This window comes from Rathayibacter sp. AY1F9 (genome assembly GCF_002932155.1).
GTDB lineage: Bacteria > Actinomycetota > Actinomycetes > Actinomycetales > Microbacteriaceae > Rathayibacter.
Genome location: NZ_PSVA01000008.1, coordinates 115,323 through 131,973 on the forward strand (window position 1 = coordinate 115,323; position 16,651 = coordinate 131,973).

Below are 16,651 nucleotides of genomic sequence, written 5' to 3' on the forward strand. Positions count from 1 at the left end.
GGGATGCGCGGACGCCCGGAGGCGGCTGGCAGTCCGCGGCGGCTGCGGTGCGCGGGGGCGGCGGCGGCACGGGAGTCGGACACCGCCGGCCGCGCGCTGCCGCCGAGAGGGCGGTGCCCCCGGGAGGGCGGTGCCCCCTAGAAGAACGAGATGCAGTACGGCGTCGCGATCGGCGCGAACAGGCGGTCCATCCGCCCCGCCTCGCCCGTGACGCGCGCCAGCCCGGCCTTCGCCAGGATCGACGGCCGCACCGAGCCCAGCAGCAGCGAGCCCAGGTCGGCCACGTCCAGCGCGAGCTCGGCCTCGTCCCCGGTGCGCTCCACGGTGGCGGAGCCGCCCGAGGCGGTGAGGCGGTAGCGGCCGTCGGCGAGCCCGAGCCCGTCGGCCACCTCGACCACGACCGAGCCGTCCGCGGTCCACGGCCGGGCCGAGAACGCGGCGGCGACGTCGAGGATCCGCAGCCAGATCAGGTCGCCCACGTGGCTCACCTGCACCACGCGCGCGTCGCGGAGCGCCCAGGTCAGCGGATCGTCCACCGGCGCCATGTCCCAGGTCACCGCGGAGGCGAGGTCGACCGCGCCGAGGTAGCCCCAGAGCGCGAGGTAGGCGTCGGCGCCGGGGGCGACGAGGTCGACGATCTCGAGGGTCTTGTCGTCCTCGGGCCCGACCGCGCGGTAGGTCACGAAGCCGTCGAGCGTCCCCTCCTCGTCGAGGTGGACGGCCGAGCGGACGTCGAGGCCGGGCGTGGTCTCGCCGGACGCGGTGCCGACGGAGTTCGCCTCGTAGCGCGACTGGCGGGTCAGCGAGCCGGGGGTCGACGCCTGGAACGCGGCGAACACCGCGGGGATGCGTGGCTGCAGCCAGCTCGTCGCGACCACCTCGACGCGGCCGGCGGGCTCGGTCTGCAGGCCGAAGCGCGGCCCGGTGTCGACGCGGATGGAGCGCGTGAAGGCCGAGCGGCCGAAGCCGAACCGGCGGTAGATGGAGGCCTCGCTCGCCGTGAGCGCGGCGACCGGGGTGCCGGCCTCCTTCGCCAGGCGCAGGTCCTCGGTGATCATCGCGCGCAGGATGCCGCGGCGCCGGTGCGTGGGCCGCACGGTCACCTGCGACACCAGGTGCGCCGGCAGCTCGCGTCCGCCGCCGACCTGCAGGGCCCCGGGGAACGCCGCGTAGGTGCCGACCGGCACGCCCGCGCCGTCGAGTCCCTCGGGGGCGGAGGAGTCGACTACCGCGGTCAGCACGCGCTGGTCGGCGACCATGTGCTCGGCCCAGTCCCGCAGCTTCTCCGGCGTGAACTCCTTCTCGTGGAAGCCCGCGTTGATCGCGGTGGCCCACGCGGCGGTGGCGGCGTCGGGACCGCCCTCGTCGTTCAGGGCGGCGGGGAAGCGGCGGAGGTCGAGACCGGTGAGAGGCATCCGTCCAGCCTATTCACCCGGAGTGCGCGGGGGCTGAACCGGTGCGCGAACGGTCACTGCGACGGGCGCGCCCGTAACGCCGACCGCCGTCAGAGCACGGTCCACCGCTTCTCGAGCGCCGCGTCCACCGCCTCCGCGAGCTCGTCCAGCCGCCGGGAGTCGAGGCGCCCCGGGTCCGCGGCCGCCCGGATCCGCCCGCTCATCGCCGCGATCGCCGAGCGCCGCCGCGGCAGGGTCGCGGTGAACGCGCAGTCGCGCAGCAGCACCAGCAGCTCGCCCGCCCGGCCCTGCGCCTCCGCGAGGACCTCGAGCCGCCGCTCGAACGGCGACTCCGGGACCGTCACGCGCAGGAACCCGTCCGGATCCTGGAACGCCGCCGGCGGATCCGGGACCCGCGCGAGCAGCGCCAGCGCGGGGCCCAGCTCGTCCAGACCGCCCTCGTGCGCCAGCTCCCGCAGCCGCGAGTCCACGTCGTCGGCCGGCCCCGCCCCGAGCTCCACCGTCCGCAGCACGAGCGCGTCGAGCCGGCGCTCCTCCTCCTCGCCCGGGACCGACGGAGTCGCCGACCACCACGAGAGCACCGGAGTCGCGGCCACCGCGTGCTCGCCGATCCGCCGCTCCAGCGCGATCAGCAGGTCCTCCCGCGCGGCGAGCGCCACCAGCGCGTCCACGTCGACGTGGAGAAGGGTGCCCGAGGCGGGCGGCGCCACCAGCCGGCGTCCGGAGGGAGGGACGGTCTCCGCGCGCGTCCTCGCCCCGGGTCCGCGCCCGCTCGCCCGCAGGATCTCCTCCTCGAGGGTCCGCCGGGGTCGTCGTCGTCCGCTTCCGCGCGCCATGCCGTCACGCTACCGTCGGCCGCATGACCCGGTTCCTCGCCCTCCTCCGCGGAGTGAACGTCAACGGCCGCACCGTCCGCAGCGCCGAGCTCGCCGAGACGGTCGCCGGGATCGGCGTGGACCGGGTGCGGACGGTCCTCGCGAGCGGCAACGCGGCATTCGACTCCGACCGCCCGGCCGCCGAGCTGAAGCCCGCGCTCGAGGCGGCGCTCGCCGAGCGGTTCGGCTACGACGCCTGGATCGTGCTCGTGACGCAGGAGGCGCTCGCCGCGGTGCTCGCCGCCTACCCGTTCTCGCGGATCGACGAGGAGGCGCATCCGTACGTCGTCTTCGGCTCGGACGAGGAGGCGCTCGACGCCGCGCAGGCCGCGATCGGCGAGCCGGATCCGGCGGTCGAGCTCGTCGCCCGGGGTGCCGCCGTCCTCTACTGGCGCTGCCCGCGCGGCTCCTCGACGGACACGCCGGTCGCACGGATCCTCGCCCGATCCGCCTACCGCTCCACCACGACGACCCGGAACCTGCGCACCGTCGAGAGGCTCGCGACGGCGTGACGTCCGCGGCCGTGGCGGGGCCGCCTCCGGGCTCCGCGAGCGGCACCTCGGGGCGCCTCCGACCTCGGGAGGCGAGGAATCGGGGCTGAGAGCACGCACATTCTTTGGTTAGGCTGTCCTTAGTGCCGGTCCACTCGGACCCTGCGCCGCCTCCCGCACAGCCTCTCGAAAGGGACCCATGCCCCGCGCCACCACGCCCCTCGCCCTGCTCGCCGCCACCGCGCTGACGATCGGCCTCGCCGGCTGCAGCGGCTCGGCCGCCGGAGACGACGCCGCCGCCGACAGCGGCTTCACGCCGATCACGATCGAGCACGCTCTCGGCACCACCACCATCGAGTCGGCGCCCGAGCGCGTGGCGACCGTCAACTGGGCCAACCACGAGGTCCCGCTCGCGCTTGGAGTGGTCCCCGTGGGCATGGCCGCCGCCAACTTCGGCGACGACGACGGCGACGGGCTCCTCCCCTGGGTGAGCGAGAAGCTCGACGAGCTCGGCGCCGAGACCCCCGTCCTCTTCGACGAGACCGACGGCATCGACTTCGAGGCCGTCTCGGACACCGACCCGGACGTCATCCTCGCCGCCTACTCCGGCCTCACGCAGGAGGACTACGACACCCTGAGCGAGATCGCCCCGGTCGTCGCCTACCCCGAGACCGCCTGGGGCACCTCCTGGCGCGACATGATCACGCTGAACAGCGAGGCGATGGGCAGGGCCGACGAGGGCGCCGCCCTGATCACCGAGCTCGAGGGCGAGATCGAGGAGAAGGTCGCCGCGCACCCGCAGCTGGCCGGCACCTCGGCGATGTTCCTCACCCACGTCGACCCGACGGACCTCAGCCAGGTCAGCTTCTACACCTCGCACGACACCCGCCCCGCGTTCTTCGAGGACCTCGGCATGGCCACCCCGGGCAGCATCGCGACCGCCTCCGCCGCGACCGACAAGTTCTCGCTCACGCAGAGCGCCGAGCAGGCCGACGCGTTCAGCGACGTCGACGTGATCGTCACCTACGGCGACGACGAGCTCGTGAGCACCCTCAAGGCCGACCCGCTGCTCTCGCAGATCCCCGCGGTCGCCGACGACGCCATCGTGCGCCTGCCCTCCACCCCGCTCGGCACCGCCGCCAACCCGACGCCGCTCTCGATCTCGTGGGTCCTCGACGACTACCTGGACCTGCTCGACGAGGCCGCCGCCAAGGCCGCGCAGAGCACTCCGGCCGCCTGAGCCGGGACCCGACCCGCGTGACCCTCGCCGCTCCTCCCGCCGCCTCGGGCGTCGCCGCCGTGCGCCGCCCGAGGCGGCTGCGCGCCCTCTGGCTGCTCGCGGCCGTGGCCGTGCTGCTCGCCGCCGCCGTGGTGTCGGTGCTGGTGGGGTCGCGGGAGGTGGCGTGGAGCGACGTCGTCGCCGCGTTCGGCGGGTCCACGGACGGGTTCGCGCAGGCCGCGGTCGCCAAGCGCATCCCGCGCACCGTGCTCGCCGCGATCGCGGGCGCGGCCCTCGGCGTCGCCGGCGTGCTGATGCAGGGGGTGACCCGCAATCCGCTGGCCGACCCCGGCATCCTCGGGGTGAACACCGGAGCCTCGCTCGCGGTCGTGACGGGCATCGTCTTCTTCGGGCTGACGAGCTCCGCCGCCTACGTCTGGGTCGCGATCGGCGGGGCCGCGGTCGCCGCGGTCTTCGTCTACACGGTCGGGTCGCTCGGGCGCGGCGGCGCGACTCCGCTCAAGCTCGCCTTGGCCGGCGCCGCCACCTCGGCCGCGCTCGTCTCGGTGATCAGCGCGATCGTCCTGCCGCGCGCCGACATCGCGGGCGGCATCCGCTCCTGGCAGATCGGCGGAGTGGGCGGCGCGACGTCCGCGAGCATCGCGCAGGTGCTCCCCTTCCTCCTGGCCGGCCTCGTCCTCTGCGTGCTCTCGGCCAAGAGCCTCAACACCCTCGCGCTCGGCGACGAGCTCGCCGCGGGCCTGGGGGAGCGGGTCGCCCTCGCGCGCGGCGGGGCCGCCCTGGGCGCGGTCGTGCTCTGCGGAGCGACGACCGCGGTCACGGGGCCCATCGGCTTCGTCGGCCTGGTCGTCCCGCACGCCTGCCGCCTCCTCGTCGGCGTGGACCACCGCTGGCTGCTGCCATTCTCGGCGGTGACCGGCGCCGTGCTCCTGATCGCGGCGGACATCGTCGGCCGCGTCGTCGCACGCCCGAGCGAGATCGACGTGGGCATCGTCACCGCGCTGGTCGGCGCCCCGGTGTTCATCGCGATCGTCCGCCGCCAGAAGGTGCGCGAGCTGTGACCGCGCTGCTCGAGGCGCCCGCCGCCACCGCCCGCGCCGTCGCGGCCGGCCGCCGCCGCCGCGGGGCCCGCCGCCGGATCGTCGTCGCCGTGCTCGCTGTCCTGATCGCGGCCGTCCTCGCCGTCTCCCTGCTGGTCGGCCAGACCGTCTACTCGCCCGACGAGGTGCTCCGCGTGATCCTCGGCGAGCAGGTCCCCGGGGCGAGCTTCACCGTCGGGCGCCTCCGCCTCCCGCGCGCCGTCCTCGCCCTGCTGGTGGGCCTGTGCTTCGGGCTCGGCGGAGTGAGCTTCCAGACCATGCTCCGCAACCCGCTCGCCAGCCCCGACATCATCGGGATCAGCGCCGGGGCGAGCGCCGCCGCGGCCTTCGCGATCGTGACGCTCTCGCTCGGGGCGGCGCAGGTCTCGGCCCTCGCGATCGTCGCGGGACTCGTGGTCGCCCTGCTCGTCTACGCCCTGTCCTACCGCAGCGGAGTCGCCGGCACCCGGCTGATCCTGATCGGCATCGGGGTCGCCGCGATGCTCGACTCCCTCACCGCCTACGTGCTCTCGCAGGCCGCCGCGTGGGACCTGCAGGAGGCGTCCCGCTGGCTCACCGGGAGCCTCAACGGCGCGAGCTGGAGCGAGGTCGTGCCGGTCCTCGCCGCGGTCGTCGTCCTCACCCCCGTCCTGCTCTCGCGCTCGCGCGACCTCTCCGCCACGCAGCTCGGCGACGACACCGCCTCCGCGCTCGGCATCCGCGTGAACGCCACCCGCCTCGTCGTGATCGTCGCCGCGGTCGGGCTGATCGCCTTCGCGACGGCCGCCGCCGGCCCGATCGCGTTCGTGGCCTTCCTCTCCGGCCCGATCGCCGCCCGCCTGATCGGGCCCGGCGCGTCGCTCCTCATCCCCTCGGCCCTCGTCGGCGCGCTGCTCGTGCTCGTCGCCGACTTCGTCGGGCAGTTCGGGCTGGGCCTGCGCTACCCGGTCGGAGTGGTCACCGGCGTCCTCGGGGCGCCGTACCTCGTCTACCTCATCGTCCGCAGCAACAGAGCGGGAGGCTCACTGTGACCACCGCGCACACCCTGACGGCCGAGGGGGTCACCCTCGGCTACGGCGACCGGACCGTCGTCGACGGCCTCGACCTCGTCGTCCCGCCCGGCCGCATCACCGCGATCGTCGGAGCGAACGCCTGCGGCAAGTCGACGCTCCTGCGCTCGATGTCGCGCCTGCTCGCGCCCCGCTCCGGCGCCGTGCTGCTCGACGGCAGGGCCGTGCACCGGACGCCGGCGAAGCAGCTCGCCCGCACGCTCGGCCTCCTCCCGCAGTCGCCGATCGCCCCGGAGGGCATCACCGTCGCGGATCTCGTCGGCCGCGGCCGCCATCCGCACCAGGGGATGCTGAGCCGCTGGAGCGCCCACGACGACGAGGCCGTCGCGACCGCGCTCGACGCGACCGACACCGCCGCCCTGGCCGACCGCTCCGTCGACGAGCTCAGCGGCGGGCAGCGCCAGCGCGTCTGGATCGCGATGGCCCTCGCGCAGGAGACCGACGTGCTGCTGCTGGACGAGCCGACCACCTTCCTCGACGTCAGCCACCAGATCGAGGTGCTCGACCTGCTCGTCGACCTCAACCGCACCCGCGGGACGACGGTGGTGATGGTGCTGCACGACCTCAACATGGCCGCCCGCTACGCCGACCACCTCGTGGCCATCGCGCACGGCGCGGTGCACGCCTCCGGCACCCCGGCCGCGGTGCTCACCGAGGAGACGGTGCTCGCCGTGTTCGGCCTCGACAGCCGCATCATCACCGACCCGACCTCGGGCACCCCGCTGATGCTCCCCCTCGGGCGGCACCGCCTCGCCCCCGAGCGGATCGACGCCCCCGGCGGCGCGCAGATGACGGACGTGTAAACGGTTCCACACGGCGGCCGGGGGGCGTATACGATACCTGCAGTCCGCGGCGGACGACCGTCATCGGCGGAACCGCCGAACGCCTGCCCCCGATCAGAGGTCCTCCCCGCCGTGACTGCATCCCCGACGCGCCCCGACGCCTCCGCCCTCCGCGGCGTCCGCGCGCTCCTGTTCGACCTCGACGGCGTGCTCACGCCGACCGCCGACGTCCACATGCAGGCCTGGTCGCGGCTGTTCACGGAGTACCTCTCCTCGCGCGGGATCGCCGAGGGCTACACCGACGCCGACTACTTCCGGTACATCGACGGACGCCCGCGGTACGACGGCGTCCGGGCGCTCCTCGCCTCGCGCGGCATCACCCTCCCCGAGGGCGCGCCCGAGGACGACCCGTCGCTCGAGACCGTCTGCGGGCTCGGCAACCGCAAGAACGACGCCTTCAACCGCACCCTCGCCGAGACCGGCGTCGCTCCCTACCCGGGCTCGCTCCGCTTCGTCGACGCCGCGATCGCCGCGGGCGTGCAGGTCGCCGTCGTCACCTCCTCCCGCAACGGCGTGCCGGTGCTCGAGGCGGCCGGCCTCCGCGACCGCTTCGAGGTCGTCGTGGACGGGCTCCTCGCCGCCGAGCGCTCGATCGCCGGCAAGCCCGCGCCCGACACCTACCTCTACGCGGCCGAGCTCCTCGGCCTCCCGGCCGCCGAGTGCGCCGTCCTCGAGGACGCGCACTCCGGAGTCGCGGCAGGCCGCGCGGGCGGCTTCGGCCTCGTCGTCGGCGTCGACCGCGGAGTCGGGGCCGACACCCTGCTCGAGCACGGCGCCGACCTGGTCGTGGACGACCTGGCCGAGCTGCTCCCCTTCCTCCCCACCGCTCCCGCCCCCGAGGACGCCGCATGAACCCCATCACCTCCGACCCGCTCGACCGGAACCGCTTCCCGATCGACGAGTGGGCCCTCGTCGAGACCGAGTTCGCCTCCGAGCTGCAGGGCCGCACCGAGACGCTCTTCGCCACCGGCAACGGCTACCTCGGCCTCCGCGGCAACGTGGAGGAGGGGCGCGACGGCTACGCCTACGGCACCTTCATCAACGGGTTCCACGAGACCTGGCCCATCCGCCACGCGGAGGAGGCGTTCGGCTTCGCCCGCGTCGGCCAGACCATCGTCAACGTGCCGGACGCCAAGATCATCCGCCTCTACGTCGACGACGAGCCCTTCGTGCTGAGCGAGGCCGACGTCCTCGCCTACTCGCGCCGCCTCGACTTCGCGAACGGCGTGCTCACCCGCGAGCTGGAGTGGCGCACCCCCTCCGGCAAGCGCGTCCTGATCCGCTCGCGCCGCCTGGTCTCGTTCACCGACCGGCACCTCGCGATCCTCGACTACGAGGTCGAGATGCTCGACCACGACGCGTCCGTGCTGATCTCGAGCCAGATCCTCAACCGCCAGGACGGCGTGGACGAGTACCACGCCCCCTCCGGCAGCGAGGGCGCCGGCTTCGACCCGCGCAAGGCGGAGTCGTTCGAGGACCGCGTGCTCCAGCCGCGCCTCAAGCGCGTCAGCGGCACCCGCTACCTCCTCGGCTACCGGACCACCAACTCCCAGATGACCGTCGCCTGCGGCGCCGAGCACCAGCTCGAGACCGAGAACGAGTGGGACCAGACCTCCCAGATCGACGACGACCTCGCCAAGCACGTCTACCGCGTGAAGGCCAAGGCCGGCCGGCCGGTCCGCCTGGTCAAGACGCTGACCTACCACACCTCCCGCGGCGTGCCCGTGCGCGAGCTCGCCGACCGCTGCGACCGCACGCTCGACCGCGCCCGCGAGACGCCGGTCGAGGAGCAGTTCGTCAAGCAGCGCGAGTGGCTGGACGACTTCTGGACCCGCTCCGACGTGCAGCTGGACGGCCAGCCCGCGATCCAGCAGGCCACCCGCTGGAACCTCTTCCAGCTCGCCCAGTCCACCGCCCGCACCGACGGCGGCGGAGTCGCGGCCAAGGGCGTCTCGGGCTCCGGCTACGGCGGCCACTACTTCTGGGACACCGAGGTCTACGTCCTCCCGTTCCTCAGCTACACGGCGCCCCTCGTCGCCCGGAACGCCCTGCGCTTCCGGCAGAACATGCTCGAGGCCGCCCGGGCGCGCGCCTCCGAGCTCAACCAGCGCGGCGCGCTCTTCCCCTGGCGCACCATCAACGGTCAGGAGTCGTCGGCGTACTACGCCGCCGGCACCGCTCAGTACCACATCGACGCCGACATCTCCTACGCGCTCATGCAGTACGTGGGTGCCACGGGCGACGACGACTTCCTCGCCCGCGGAGCGATCGACATCCTCGTCGAGACCGCGCGGATGTGGGCCGATCTGGGCTTCTGGCGCAGCAACGGCGACGATCACTTCCACATCCACGGAGTGACGGGGCCGGACGAGTACACGACCGTCGTCAACGACAACCTGTACACGAACGTCATGGCCCGGGCGAACCTCCGCTCGGCCGCCCGCGCCGTCGAGCTGCTGAAGGCCGTCGAGCCCGCCGCGTACGAGCGGATGGCCGACCGCCTCGCTCTCGACGAGGGCGAGGTGCTCGAGTGGGCGCGCGCCGCCGAGAAGATGCACATCCCCTTCGACGCGCGGGCGGGCATCCACCCGCAGGACGCGGCCTTCCTCGAGAAGGAGCTGTGGGACCTCGAGAACACCCCCGCGAGCAAGCGCCCGCTGCTGCTGCACTTCCACCCGCTGGTGATCTACCGCTTCCAGGTGCTCAAGCAGGCCGACGTCGTGCTCGCGCTGCTGCTGCAGGGCAACGAGTTCACCGCCGAGCAGAAGCGTGCCGACTTCGAGTACTACGACGCGCTGACCACCGGCGACTCGACCCTCTCGGCCGTCGTGCAGTCGATCATCGCCGCCGAGGTCGGCTACAGCGACCTGGCCCGCCACTACTTCCTGTCGGCGCTGTTCGTCGACCTCGCCGACCTGCACCGCAACACCGCGGACGGCATCCACGTCGCCTCGACGGGCGGCGTCTGGAGCGCCCTCGTCTACGGCTTCGGCGGGATGCGCGACCACGGCGGCCGGATCACGCTCGATCCGCGCCTTCCCGACGACTGGGACCGCCTCGCCTTCCGCATCACCCTCCACGGCACGCGCGTGCGCGTCGAGGTGACGCAGACCGAGGTCCTGCTGACGGTCGAGACCGGCGACTCCGCCGCGATCACCGTCCGCGACGAGCGCGTGCACGTCGCCGCCGGCAGCCCCGTGCGCGTCCCGCTCACGCACCAGGGCCGCCGCCTGCACGGCGCGCCGACCACGTCCGACATCGAGGGCACCCGCCGCTCCGACGGCACCGTGATCACCGCCTCGATCCCCACCATCTCGATGACCCCCGAGCCCGAGGTCCTGACCGGGCCCTGAGCGGCGCCGCGAACATCGCCCATCACGCACGGGACCCCCGGCCGGAACCGGGGGTCTCGTGCGTCGCGGGCGGGCGGAGCCGGCCGGATCGGATGCGTCAGGCGGAGGCGAGCAGCGAGCGCAGCGCTGACGTGAAGAACGTCAGCCCGTCCACACCCGAGCGCATCGCGGCGGCCGTGTCGGGCCCGAAGCCCTCCTCGACGGCGTGCTCCGGGTGCGGCATGAGCCCCACCACATTGCCGCGGCGGTTGCTGATGCCGGCGATGTCGTTCATGGAGCCGTTCGGGTTGTGGCCGAGGTAGCGGACGACGACGCGTCCCTCCGCCTCGAGCTCGACCAGCGTGTCGGCCGAGGCGATGTAGCCGCCCTCGCCGTTCTTCAGCGGGATCGTGATCTCCTGGCCGGGCTCGAAGCCGTTCGTCCAGGCGGTCTCGGTGCTCGCGACCATCAGGCGCTGGTCGCGGCAGACGAAGGATCCGATGTCGTTCGCGATCAGGCCGCCGGGCAGCAGGTGCGCCTCGGTGAGCATCTGGAAGCCGTTGCAGATGCCGAGGACCGGGGTCCCGGCGTTCGCCGCGTCGACGACCTCGCGCATGATCGGGGAGTGGGAGGCGATGGCGCCGCAGCGCAGGTAGTCGCCGTAGGAGAAGCCGCCGGGCAGGACGATCGCGTCGACGCCGTCGAGGTCGTGGTCGCCGTGCCACAGCGCGACCGGCTCCGCACCCGCGAACCGGACGGCGCGCTGGGCGTCGCGGTCGTCGAGCGAGCCGGGGAAGGTGATGACGCCGATCCTCATCGGGCGGCCTCCGCCGGGTAGTGGATCCCGACGACGTCCTCGATCACCGAGTTCGAGAGCATCTCGTCGGCGATGCGCTGCACCGAGGCGCGCACCTCGTCGGTCACCTCGTCGACGGTGATCTCGAAGCGCTTGCCCACCCGCACGCCGTGGAGGGCGGAGTGGCCCAGCCGCGCGAGCGCGCCGGCGACGGCCTTCCCCTGCGGGTCGAGCAGCTCGGCCTTGGGCATGACTTCAACGACGATCGTGGGCACCGTGTTCTCCGGAGTCTCGGGGGAGTGCGGTCTTCCGCGCGACCATCGTACCCGCGGGGGTCCCCGCGGTCGGCGGCGCTCAGGAGGTCGTGACGCGGACGGCGTTCGCCCAGGGGTCCTCGAAGGCGAGGGTGCGGCCGTCGTCGCGGGTGGCGACTCCGGAGCGGGCCAGCCGCTCGCCGAGCGCGCCGAGGTCGTCGGCGCCGGGCACCACGATCTCGACCTGTCCGAGGCCGAGGGCCTGCTGCCGGCGTCCGGCGCCCGCCGAGTTCCAGGTGTTCATCGCCATGTGGTGGTGGTAGCCGCCCGCCGAGACGAAGAGCGCCTGCCCGCCGTACGCGATCGTCGTCTCGAAGCCGAGCCGGTCGACGTAGAACTCCTTCGCGGTGGCGACGTCGCCCACGCTCAGGTGCACGTGGCCGACGGAGGCGCCGCCGAGGCGCGGCTGCGCGATCGACTCCTCGGTGAGGTGCTCCTGCAGGAACGCGTTCGGGTCGAGGAAGAGCGTGCTCATCTCGATCCGCCCGTGCGTCCACGACCACTGCGTGCGGTCGCGGTCCCAGTAGAGCTCGACGCCGTTGTGCTCGGGGTCGTCGAAGTAGAAGGCCTTGCTGACCAGGTGGTCGGAGCTGCCGGTGAAGGAGCCGGGGTGCCGGGTCGCGACGCTGTACACGGCCGCGGCGAGCGCCGCCTCCGATTCGAAGAGGATCGCCGTGTGGAAGAGGCCGGCGCTGCGCGGCGAGGCGTGCACCAGCTCGGGCGCGTGCTGGAGGATCACGGCCGGCACTCCGCCGCGGCCGAGCACCGCGACCGGTCCGTCGTGCGAGAGCAGCTCGAGCGTCACGGCGTCGCGGTAGTAGGCGATCATCCCGTCGAGGTCGGCGACGCGGAGGGTCACCGCGCCCATCGCGGTGTCGGGAGCGAGCAGGTCGGGGGAGGAGGTGGTCACGGCGGAGACGCTACCCGCTTTTGGTTGAAGCTACAACCATTCAGAGGGGCGAGCGCTCATAGGAACCGCATAAGCATCGTCCAGGCGGCGCGGGGAGGCCGGGCGTGGAATGGGAACCGGTCGCCGTCAGGGGCGGCCCCGGCACGAGGACGACACCATGAACGAGCGACACGAATCCGACGAGCGAGAGCTCACCGACCAGCCCGCCATCACCGAGGCGACGGGCGCCGACGAGGTGCGCGCGCTGCGCGCGGACGACCGTCGTCGTCGTCGTCGGGCGCTGATCGCCGGCGGCCTCGGCCTCGCCGTGCTGATCGGAGTGACAGCAGGCGGAGTCGCCACCGCCGGCCGCACCGAGGCGGCCTCCTCCGCCTCGGCCGGCGCCGCCACGATCGTCTACCCCGGCGGCTCGCGGGGATCCTTCGGCGGCGGGTACGTGATCGTCCCCTCCTGGGGCGGATCGACGCAGGGCGGATCGACGCAGGGTGGCTCCTCCGCGTACGGGTCGATGCAGGGCGGCTCCTCCGCCTCCGAGCCGGCCACCGGCGCGACCGACGCCGTGGCCGCGAGCACCGCGCAGACCGCCGGCGTGGTCACGATCACCTCCGAGCTCACCTACCAGGGCGCCCGCTCGGCCGGCACCGGCATGATCCTCACCTCCGACGGCATGATCCTCACCAACAACCACGTCGTCGAGGGCGCCACCGCGATCTCGGTCACGGTGGAGTCGACGGGCCGCAGCTACACCGCCCGCGTCGTCGGCACCGACGCGACGAACGACGTCGCCGTCCTGCAGCTGGAGGACGCCTCCGGCCTCACCCCCGCCTCGCTCGACACGGACGGGGTCGCTGTGGGCGACACCGTGACCGCCGTCGGCAACGCGGGAGGGACGGGCGACCTGGTCGCCGCCACCGGCACGGTCACGGGTCTCGATCAGCAGATCACCACCCGCTCCGAGTCGGGGATCTCCGCCGAGACGCTGACCGGGCTGATCCAGACCGACGCCGACATCGTCTCCGGCGACTCCGGCGGCCCGCTCGTCGACTCCGCCGGCCGCGTCGTGGGGATGGACACCGCCGCCTCCAGCGGGACGGCCGACATCACCGGCTTCGCGATCCCGATCTCGAAGGCCCTGGACATCGTCGCCACCATCGAGGCGGGCGCCGACACGGCCACCGTCGAGATCGGCTACCCGGCCTTCCTCGGCGTCTCCCTCTCCTCCGGCACCGCGTCGCCGACCTCGCGCGCGCTCGCGACCACCGCGTCCGGCGCCGTGATCGGCGGAGTCGTCGAGGGCGGGCCGGCCGCGCAGGCGGGCCTCGAGGCGGGGGACGTCGTCACCGCGGTCGACGGGGTCGCCGTCGCCTCGGCCGATCAGCTGTCCGCCTCGCTCGCGCAGCGCGAGCCCGGGGAGTCGGTGACGATCTCGTGGACCGACTCCGCGGGCGCCGCCCGCTCCGCCCAGGTCGTGCTGGTCGAGGGTCCGGTCGCCTGATCGGAGCCTCCGCGTGGCCGCCGGAGCGTTCCCGGCCGTTCACCCGGGCGAGCGCGCCACGCCGCCCGTTGTTTTGATCCGCTCAAGACAACTCGGGTAGTGTCCTCGGCATGACGACAGTGGACGAGCGGCTCCGAGCCTCCGGGCTCAAGGTCACCGCCACCCGGCGCGCGGTGCTCCTCGCTCTCGAGGAGCACCCGCACTCCGGGGTCGACGCGGTCCTGGCCCGAGTGCGCGAGGGCCTCCCCGAGGCTTCGGCCCAGGCCGTCTACGGAGTGCTCTCGGCGTTCACCGACGCCGGGATCGTCCGCCGCATCGAGCCGGAGGGCCACCCCCGCCGGTTCGAGCTGCGGGTCGGCGACAACCACCACCACGTGGTGTGCCGGCGCTGCGGGGCCGTGGCCGACGTCGACTGCGTCGTCGGGGAGGCGCCGTGCCTGCATCCGCAGACCGCGAGCGGCTTCGCCGTGGACACCGCCGACGTCACGTTCTGGGGCACCTGCCCCGACTGCCTGGCCCTGGCCCACTGACCGACATCCGCTACACCGCAGCGGCGGGCTCCGTGCCCCTCGCCGACAGGAGGAACATGACCGAGGAACGATTCACCACCACGAACTCCGGAGCACCGGTCGCGAGCGACGACCACTCGCTGAGCGTCGGAGCCGACGGACCCCTCGCGCTCCACGACCACTACCTCGTCGAGAAGCTGGCCCAGTTCAACCGCGAGCGCATCCCGGAGCGGGTCGTCCACGCCAAGGGCGGCGGAGCCTTCGGACGCTTCACCACCACCGCCGACGTCAGCGCCTACACGCGTGCCGCGCTCTTCCAGCCCGGAGTCGAGACCGAGATGCTCGCGCGGTTCTCCACGGTCGCCGGCGAGCAGGGCTCGCCCGACACCTGGCGCGACCCCCGCGGCTTCGCGCTGAAGTTCTACACGAGCGAGGGCAACTACGACCTCGTCGGCAACAACACCCCCGTCTTCTTCATCCGCGACGGCATCAAGTTCCCCGACTTCATCCGCTCGCAGAAGCGCCTGCCCGGCAGCCACCTGCGCGACCACGACATGCAGTGGGACTTCTGGACCCTCTCGCCCGAGTCGGCCCACCAGGTCACGTGGCTCATGGGCGACCGCGGCCTCCCCTCCTCGTGGCGGCACATGGACGGCTTCGGCTCGCACACCTACCAGTGGATCAACGCCGCCGGCGAGCGCTTCTGGGTCAAGTACCACTTCAAGACCGATCAGGGCGTCGAGATCCTGAGCCAGGAGCAGGCCGACCAGATCGCCGGTGAGGACGCGGACTTCCACATCCGCGACCTGTCCTCCGCCATCGACCGCGGCGACTTCCCCTCGTGGACGCTGTCCGTGCAGGTCATGCCGTACGAGGACGCGAAGAGCTACCGGTTCAACCCGTTCGACCTCACCAAGGTCTGGCCCCACTCGGACTACCCGCTGATCCAGGTCGGCACCATGACGCTCGACAGGAACCCCGAGAACTACTTCGCGCAGATCGAGCAGGCGGCGTTCGCCCCCTCGAACTTCGTGCCCGGGATCGCGGCCAGCCCCGACAAGATGCTCCTCGCGCGCATCTTCAGCTACGCCGACGCGCACCGCTACCGCGTGGGGACCAACCACGCGCAGCTGCCGGTGAACGCGCCGAAGTCGCCCGTGCACTCGTACTCGAAGGACGGCCCCATGCGGTTCGACTTCCAGAAGTCCGAGGTGCCCGTCTACGCGCCGAACACGATGGGCGGCGCCCACGCCGATCCCGCCCGGGCGGCGGAGTCGGCCGGCTGGGAGACCGACGGCGAGCTGACGCGCGCCGCGGCGACCCTCCACCCGGAGGACGACGACTTCGGTCAGGCGGGGACGCTCTACCGCGAGGTCCTCGACGACGACGCGCGCGCCCGCCTGGTCGCGAACATCGCCGGCCACGTGTCGAAGGTCACCCGTCCGGAGCTGCGGCAGCGCGTGCTCCAGTACTGGGCGAACGTCGACTCGTCGCTCTCGCAGCGCGTCGCCGAGGCGCTCGAGCCCTCGGCTCCCGATGCGGACGTCTCCCCCGAGGCGGTCGGCATCGGGGCGTAGTCCCGGCATCCCCTCGAGGAGCGCGCGGTACCGGAGCGATCCGGGTCGCGCGCTCCTCGTCGTTACCGGGGAGGGTCCTTCCACTCGGTGGAGTCGGATCCCGCGCGCGCGGGTGCCCGCCTCGGTCCGATGCAGCCGGCTCGGACCCCGGATCCGCCCGCGGAACCGGGCGCCGACGGGGAGGACCCCTGATCCCGACACGCCCGGGATGTGCGATTTCGGCCCGTCGTTTGACAGCACCGCGATCGCTGCGTAACTTATTCCGAGTCGCCACAAAGGCCGCAGGGAAACGGAAAGAGCAGCAGCTCCTACGTCCCGGCCTCAATCGGGACCATCCACTCGGCAAGACAGCTTTTCGGAGCAGGTCTGCCGCACGGATGTAAAGCCTTCGCAGGATTCCTCGGATCCAGCAACTTCGCCGCCCGGCGCAGGACTCAGGTCCTGAACCGAGCAACGTCGGAGCGCCTATGAGCGTGACGGCATCGCGAAGAAGCCGGATTTGACACGGCCTGCGGATGTGCTAAGTTATACAAGTTGCCACGGCGACAGGGAGAAAGAAACTTCTCCTAGTCTACCGAGAAGACGCGTATGACGCAAGCAACATTATCTTCGATCACTTTCGTTGTGAAGCACCGTTCTGGTGTGGAGGCGGGATGTGTCCGATTCTTGAGAACTCAACAGCGTGCACTATGTTCAATGCCAATTT

15 protein-coding genes are annotated in these 16,651 nt (G+C 72.8%); 10 read left to right on the top strand and 5 right to left on the bottom strand.

Annotated elements, in window-relative coordinates; genetic code table 11:
• Nucleotides 1-137 precede the first annotated feature (137 nt).
• Both C5C37_RS07605 and C5C37_RS07610 read right to left on the bottom strand, forming a co-directional pair.
• Nucleotides 138-1,415, bottom strand: coding sequence for a GNAT family N-acetyltransferase (locus C5C37_RS07605; protein ID WP_104222746.1), 1,278 nt, complete (start codon nucleotides 1,413-1,415; stop codon nucleotides 138-140).
• Between the two features lie 89 nt (nucleotides 1,416-1,504).
• Entirely contained in the window at nucleotides 1,505-2,251 is a 747-nt protein-coding gene (locus C5C37_RS07610; RefSeq protein ID WP_104338740.1) for a DUF2254 family protein, read from the bottom strand.
• Nucleotides 2,252-2,274: 23 nt separating this feature from the next.
• Here C5C37_RS07610 and C5C37_RS07615 point away from each other — a divergent pair, with 23 nt between their 5' ends.
• The 7 genes from C5C37_RS07615 (at nucleotide 2,275) to C5C37_RS07645 (ending at nucleotide 10,365) form a co-directional block, all read left to right on the top strand.
• A complete protein-coding gene (locus C5C37_RS07615; RefSeq protein WP_104338741.1) occupies nucleotides 2,275-2,802 on the top strand; it encodes a DUF1697 domain-containing protein in 528 nt (175 codons plus the stop codon).
• A 178-nt stretch (nucleotides 2,803-2,980) separates the two neighbouring features.
• Nucleotides 2,981-4,021, top strand: a complete 1,041-nt coding sequence (locus C5C37_RS07620) for an iron-siderophore ABC transporter substrate-binding protein (protein ID WP_104222743.1) — start codon at nucleotides 2,981-2,983, stop codon at nucleotides 4,019-4,021.
• A 17-nt stretch (nucleotides 4,022-4,038) separates the two neighbouring features.
• Nucleotides 4,039-5,082, top strand: coding sequence for an iron ABC transporter permease (locus tag C5C37_RS07625; RefSeq protein WP_104222742.1), 1,044 nt, complete (start codon nucleotides 4,039-4,041; stop codon nucleotides 5,080-5,082).
• Nucleotides 5,079-6,131 carry an iron ABC transporter permease gene (locus C5C37_RS07630; protein WP_258074071.1) on the top strand — a complete coding sequence of 351 codons (1,053 nt, stop codon included), beginning with the start codon at nucleotides 5,079-5,081 and terminating at the stop codon, nucleotides 6,129-6,131. Before C5C37_RS07625 ends, C5C37_RS07630 begins: the two co-directional genes overlap by 4 nt.
• Nucleotides 6,128-6,973 carry an ABC transporter ATP-binding protein gene (locus tag C5C37_RS07635; protein ID WP_104222740.1) on the top strand — a complete coding sequence of 282 codons (846 nt, stop codon included), beginning with the start codon at nucleotides 6,128-6,130 and terminating at the stop codon, nucleotides 6,971-6,973. The genes C5C37_RS07630 and C5C37_RS07635 overlap by 4 nt, the downstream gene beginning before the upstream one ends.
• A 111-nt stretch (nucleotides 6,974-7,084) precedes the next feature.
• Nucleotides 7,085-7,864: an HAD family phosphatase gene (locus C5C37_RS07640; RefSeq protein WP_104222739.1), complete on the top strand. Its 780-nt coding sequence runs from the start codon at nucleotides 7,085-7,087 to the stop codon at nucleotides 7,862-7,864.
• The gene (locus C5C37_RS07645) at nucleotides 7,861-10,365 is read left to right on the top strand and encodes a glycoside hydrolase family 65 protein (protein WP_104222738.1); all 2,505 of its coding nucleotides are present in this window, start codon (nucleotides 7,861-7,863) and stop codon (nucleotides 10,363-10,365) included. Before C5C37_RS07640 ends, C5C37_RS07645 begins: the two co-directional genes overlap by 4 nt.
• Nucleotides 10,366-10,462: 97 nt before the next feature.
• Here the strand turns inward: C5C37_RS07645 and purQ are convergent, their stop codons facing one another.
• The 3 genes from purQ to C5C37_RS07660 all read right to left on the bottom strand — a co-directional run bounded on the left by purQ (nucleotide 10,463) and on the right by C5C37_RS07660 (nucleotide 12,322).
• The gene (gene purQ, locus C5C37_RS07650; protein WP_104335697.1) at nucleotides 10,463-11,161 is read right to left on the bottom strand and encodes a phosphoribosylformylglycinamidine synthase subunit PurQ; all 699 of its coding nucleotides are present in this window, start codon (nucleotides 11,159-11,161) and stop codon (nucleotides 10,463-10,465) included.
• Complete coding sequence (purS, locus tag C5C37_RS07655; RefSeq protein ID WP_104222736.1) at nucleotides 11,158-11,415, bottom strand: phosphoribosylformylglycinamidine synthase subunit PurS; 258 nt, start codon at nucleotides 11,413-11,415, stop codon at nucleotides 11,158-11,160. The genes purQ and purS overlap by 4 nt, the downstream gene beginning before the upstream one ends.
• 79 nt (nucleotides 11,416-11,494) lie before the next feature.
• Nucleotides 11,495-12,322 (bottom strand): VOC family protein, encoded by an 828-nt coding sequence (locus C5C37_RS07660; RefSeq protein WP_104338744.1) that lies wholly within the window; start codon nucleotides 12,320-12,322, stop codon nucleotides 11,495-11,497.
• 199 nt (nucleotides 12,323-12,521) lie between these two features.
• Here C5C37_RS07660 and C5C37_RS07665 point away from each other — a divergent pair, with 199 nt between their 5' ends.
• The 3 genes from C5C37_RS07665 (at nucleotide 12,522) to C5C37_RS07675 (ending at nucleotide 15,945) form a co-directional block, all read left to right on the top strand.
• Nucleotides 12,522-13,859, top strand: a complete 1,338-nt coding sequence (locus C5C37_RS07665) for a S1C family serine protease (protein ID WP_258063297.1) — start codon at nucleotides 12,522-12,524, stop codon at nucleotides 13,857-13,859.
• 110 nt (nucleotides 13,860-13,969) lie between these two features.
• Nucleotides 13,970-14,389: a Fur family transcriptional regulator gene (locus C5C37_RS07670; RefSeq protein ID WP_104222735.1), complete on the top strand. Its 420-nt coding sequence runs from the start codon at nucleotides 13,970-13,972 to the stop codon at nucleotides 14,387-14,389.
• Between the two features lie 56 nt (nucleotides 14,390-14,445).
• Nucleotides 14,446-15,945, top strand: a complete 1,500-nt coding sequence (locus tag C5C37_RS07675; RefSeq protein WP_104288375.1) for a catalase — start codon at nucleotides 14,446-14,448, stop codon at nucleotides 15,943-15,945.
• Nucleotides 15,946-16,651 lie beyond the last annotated feature (706 nt).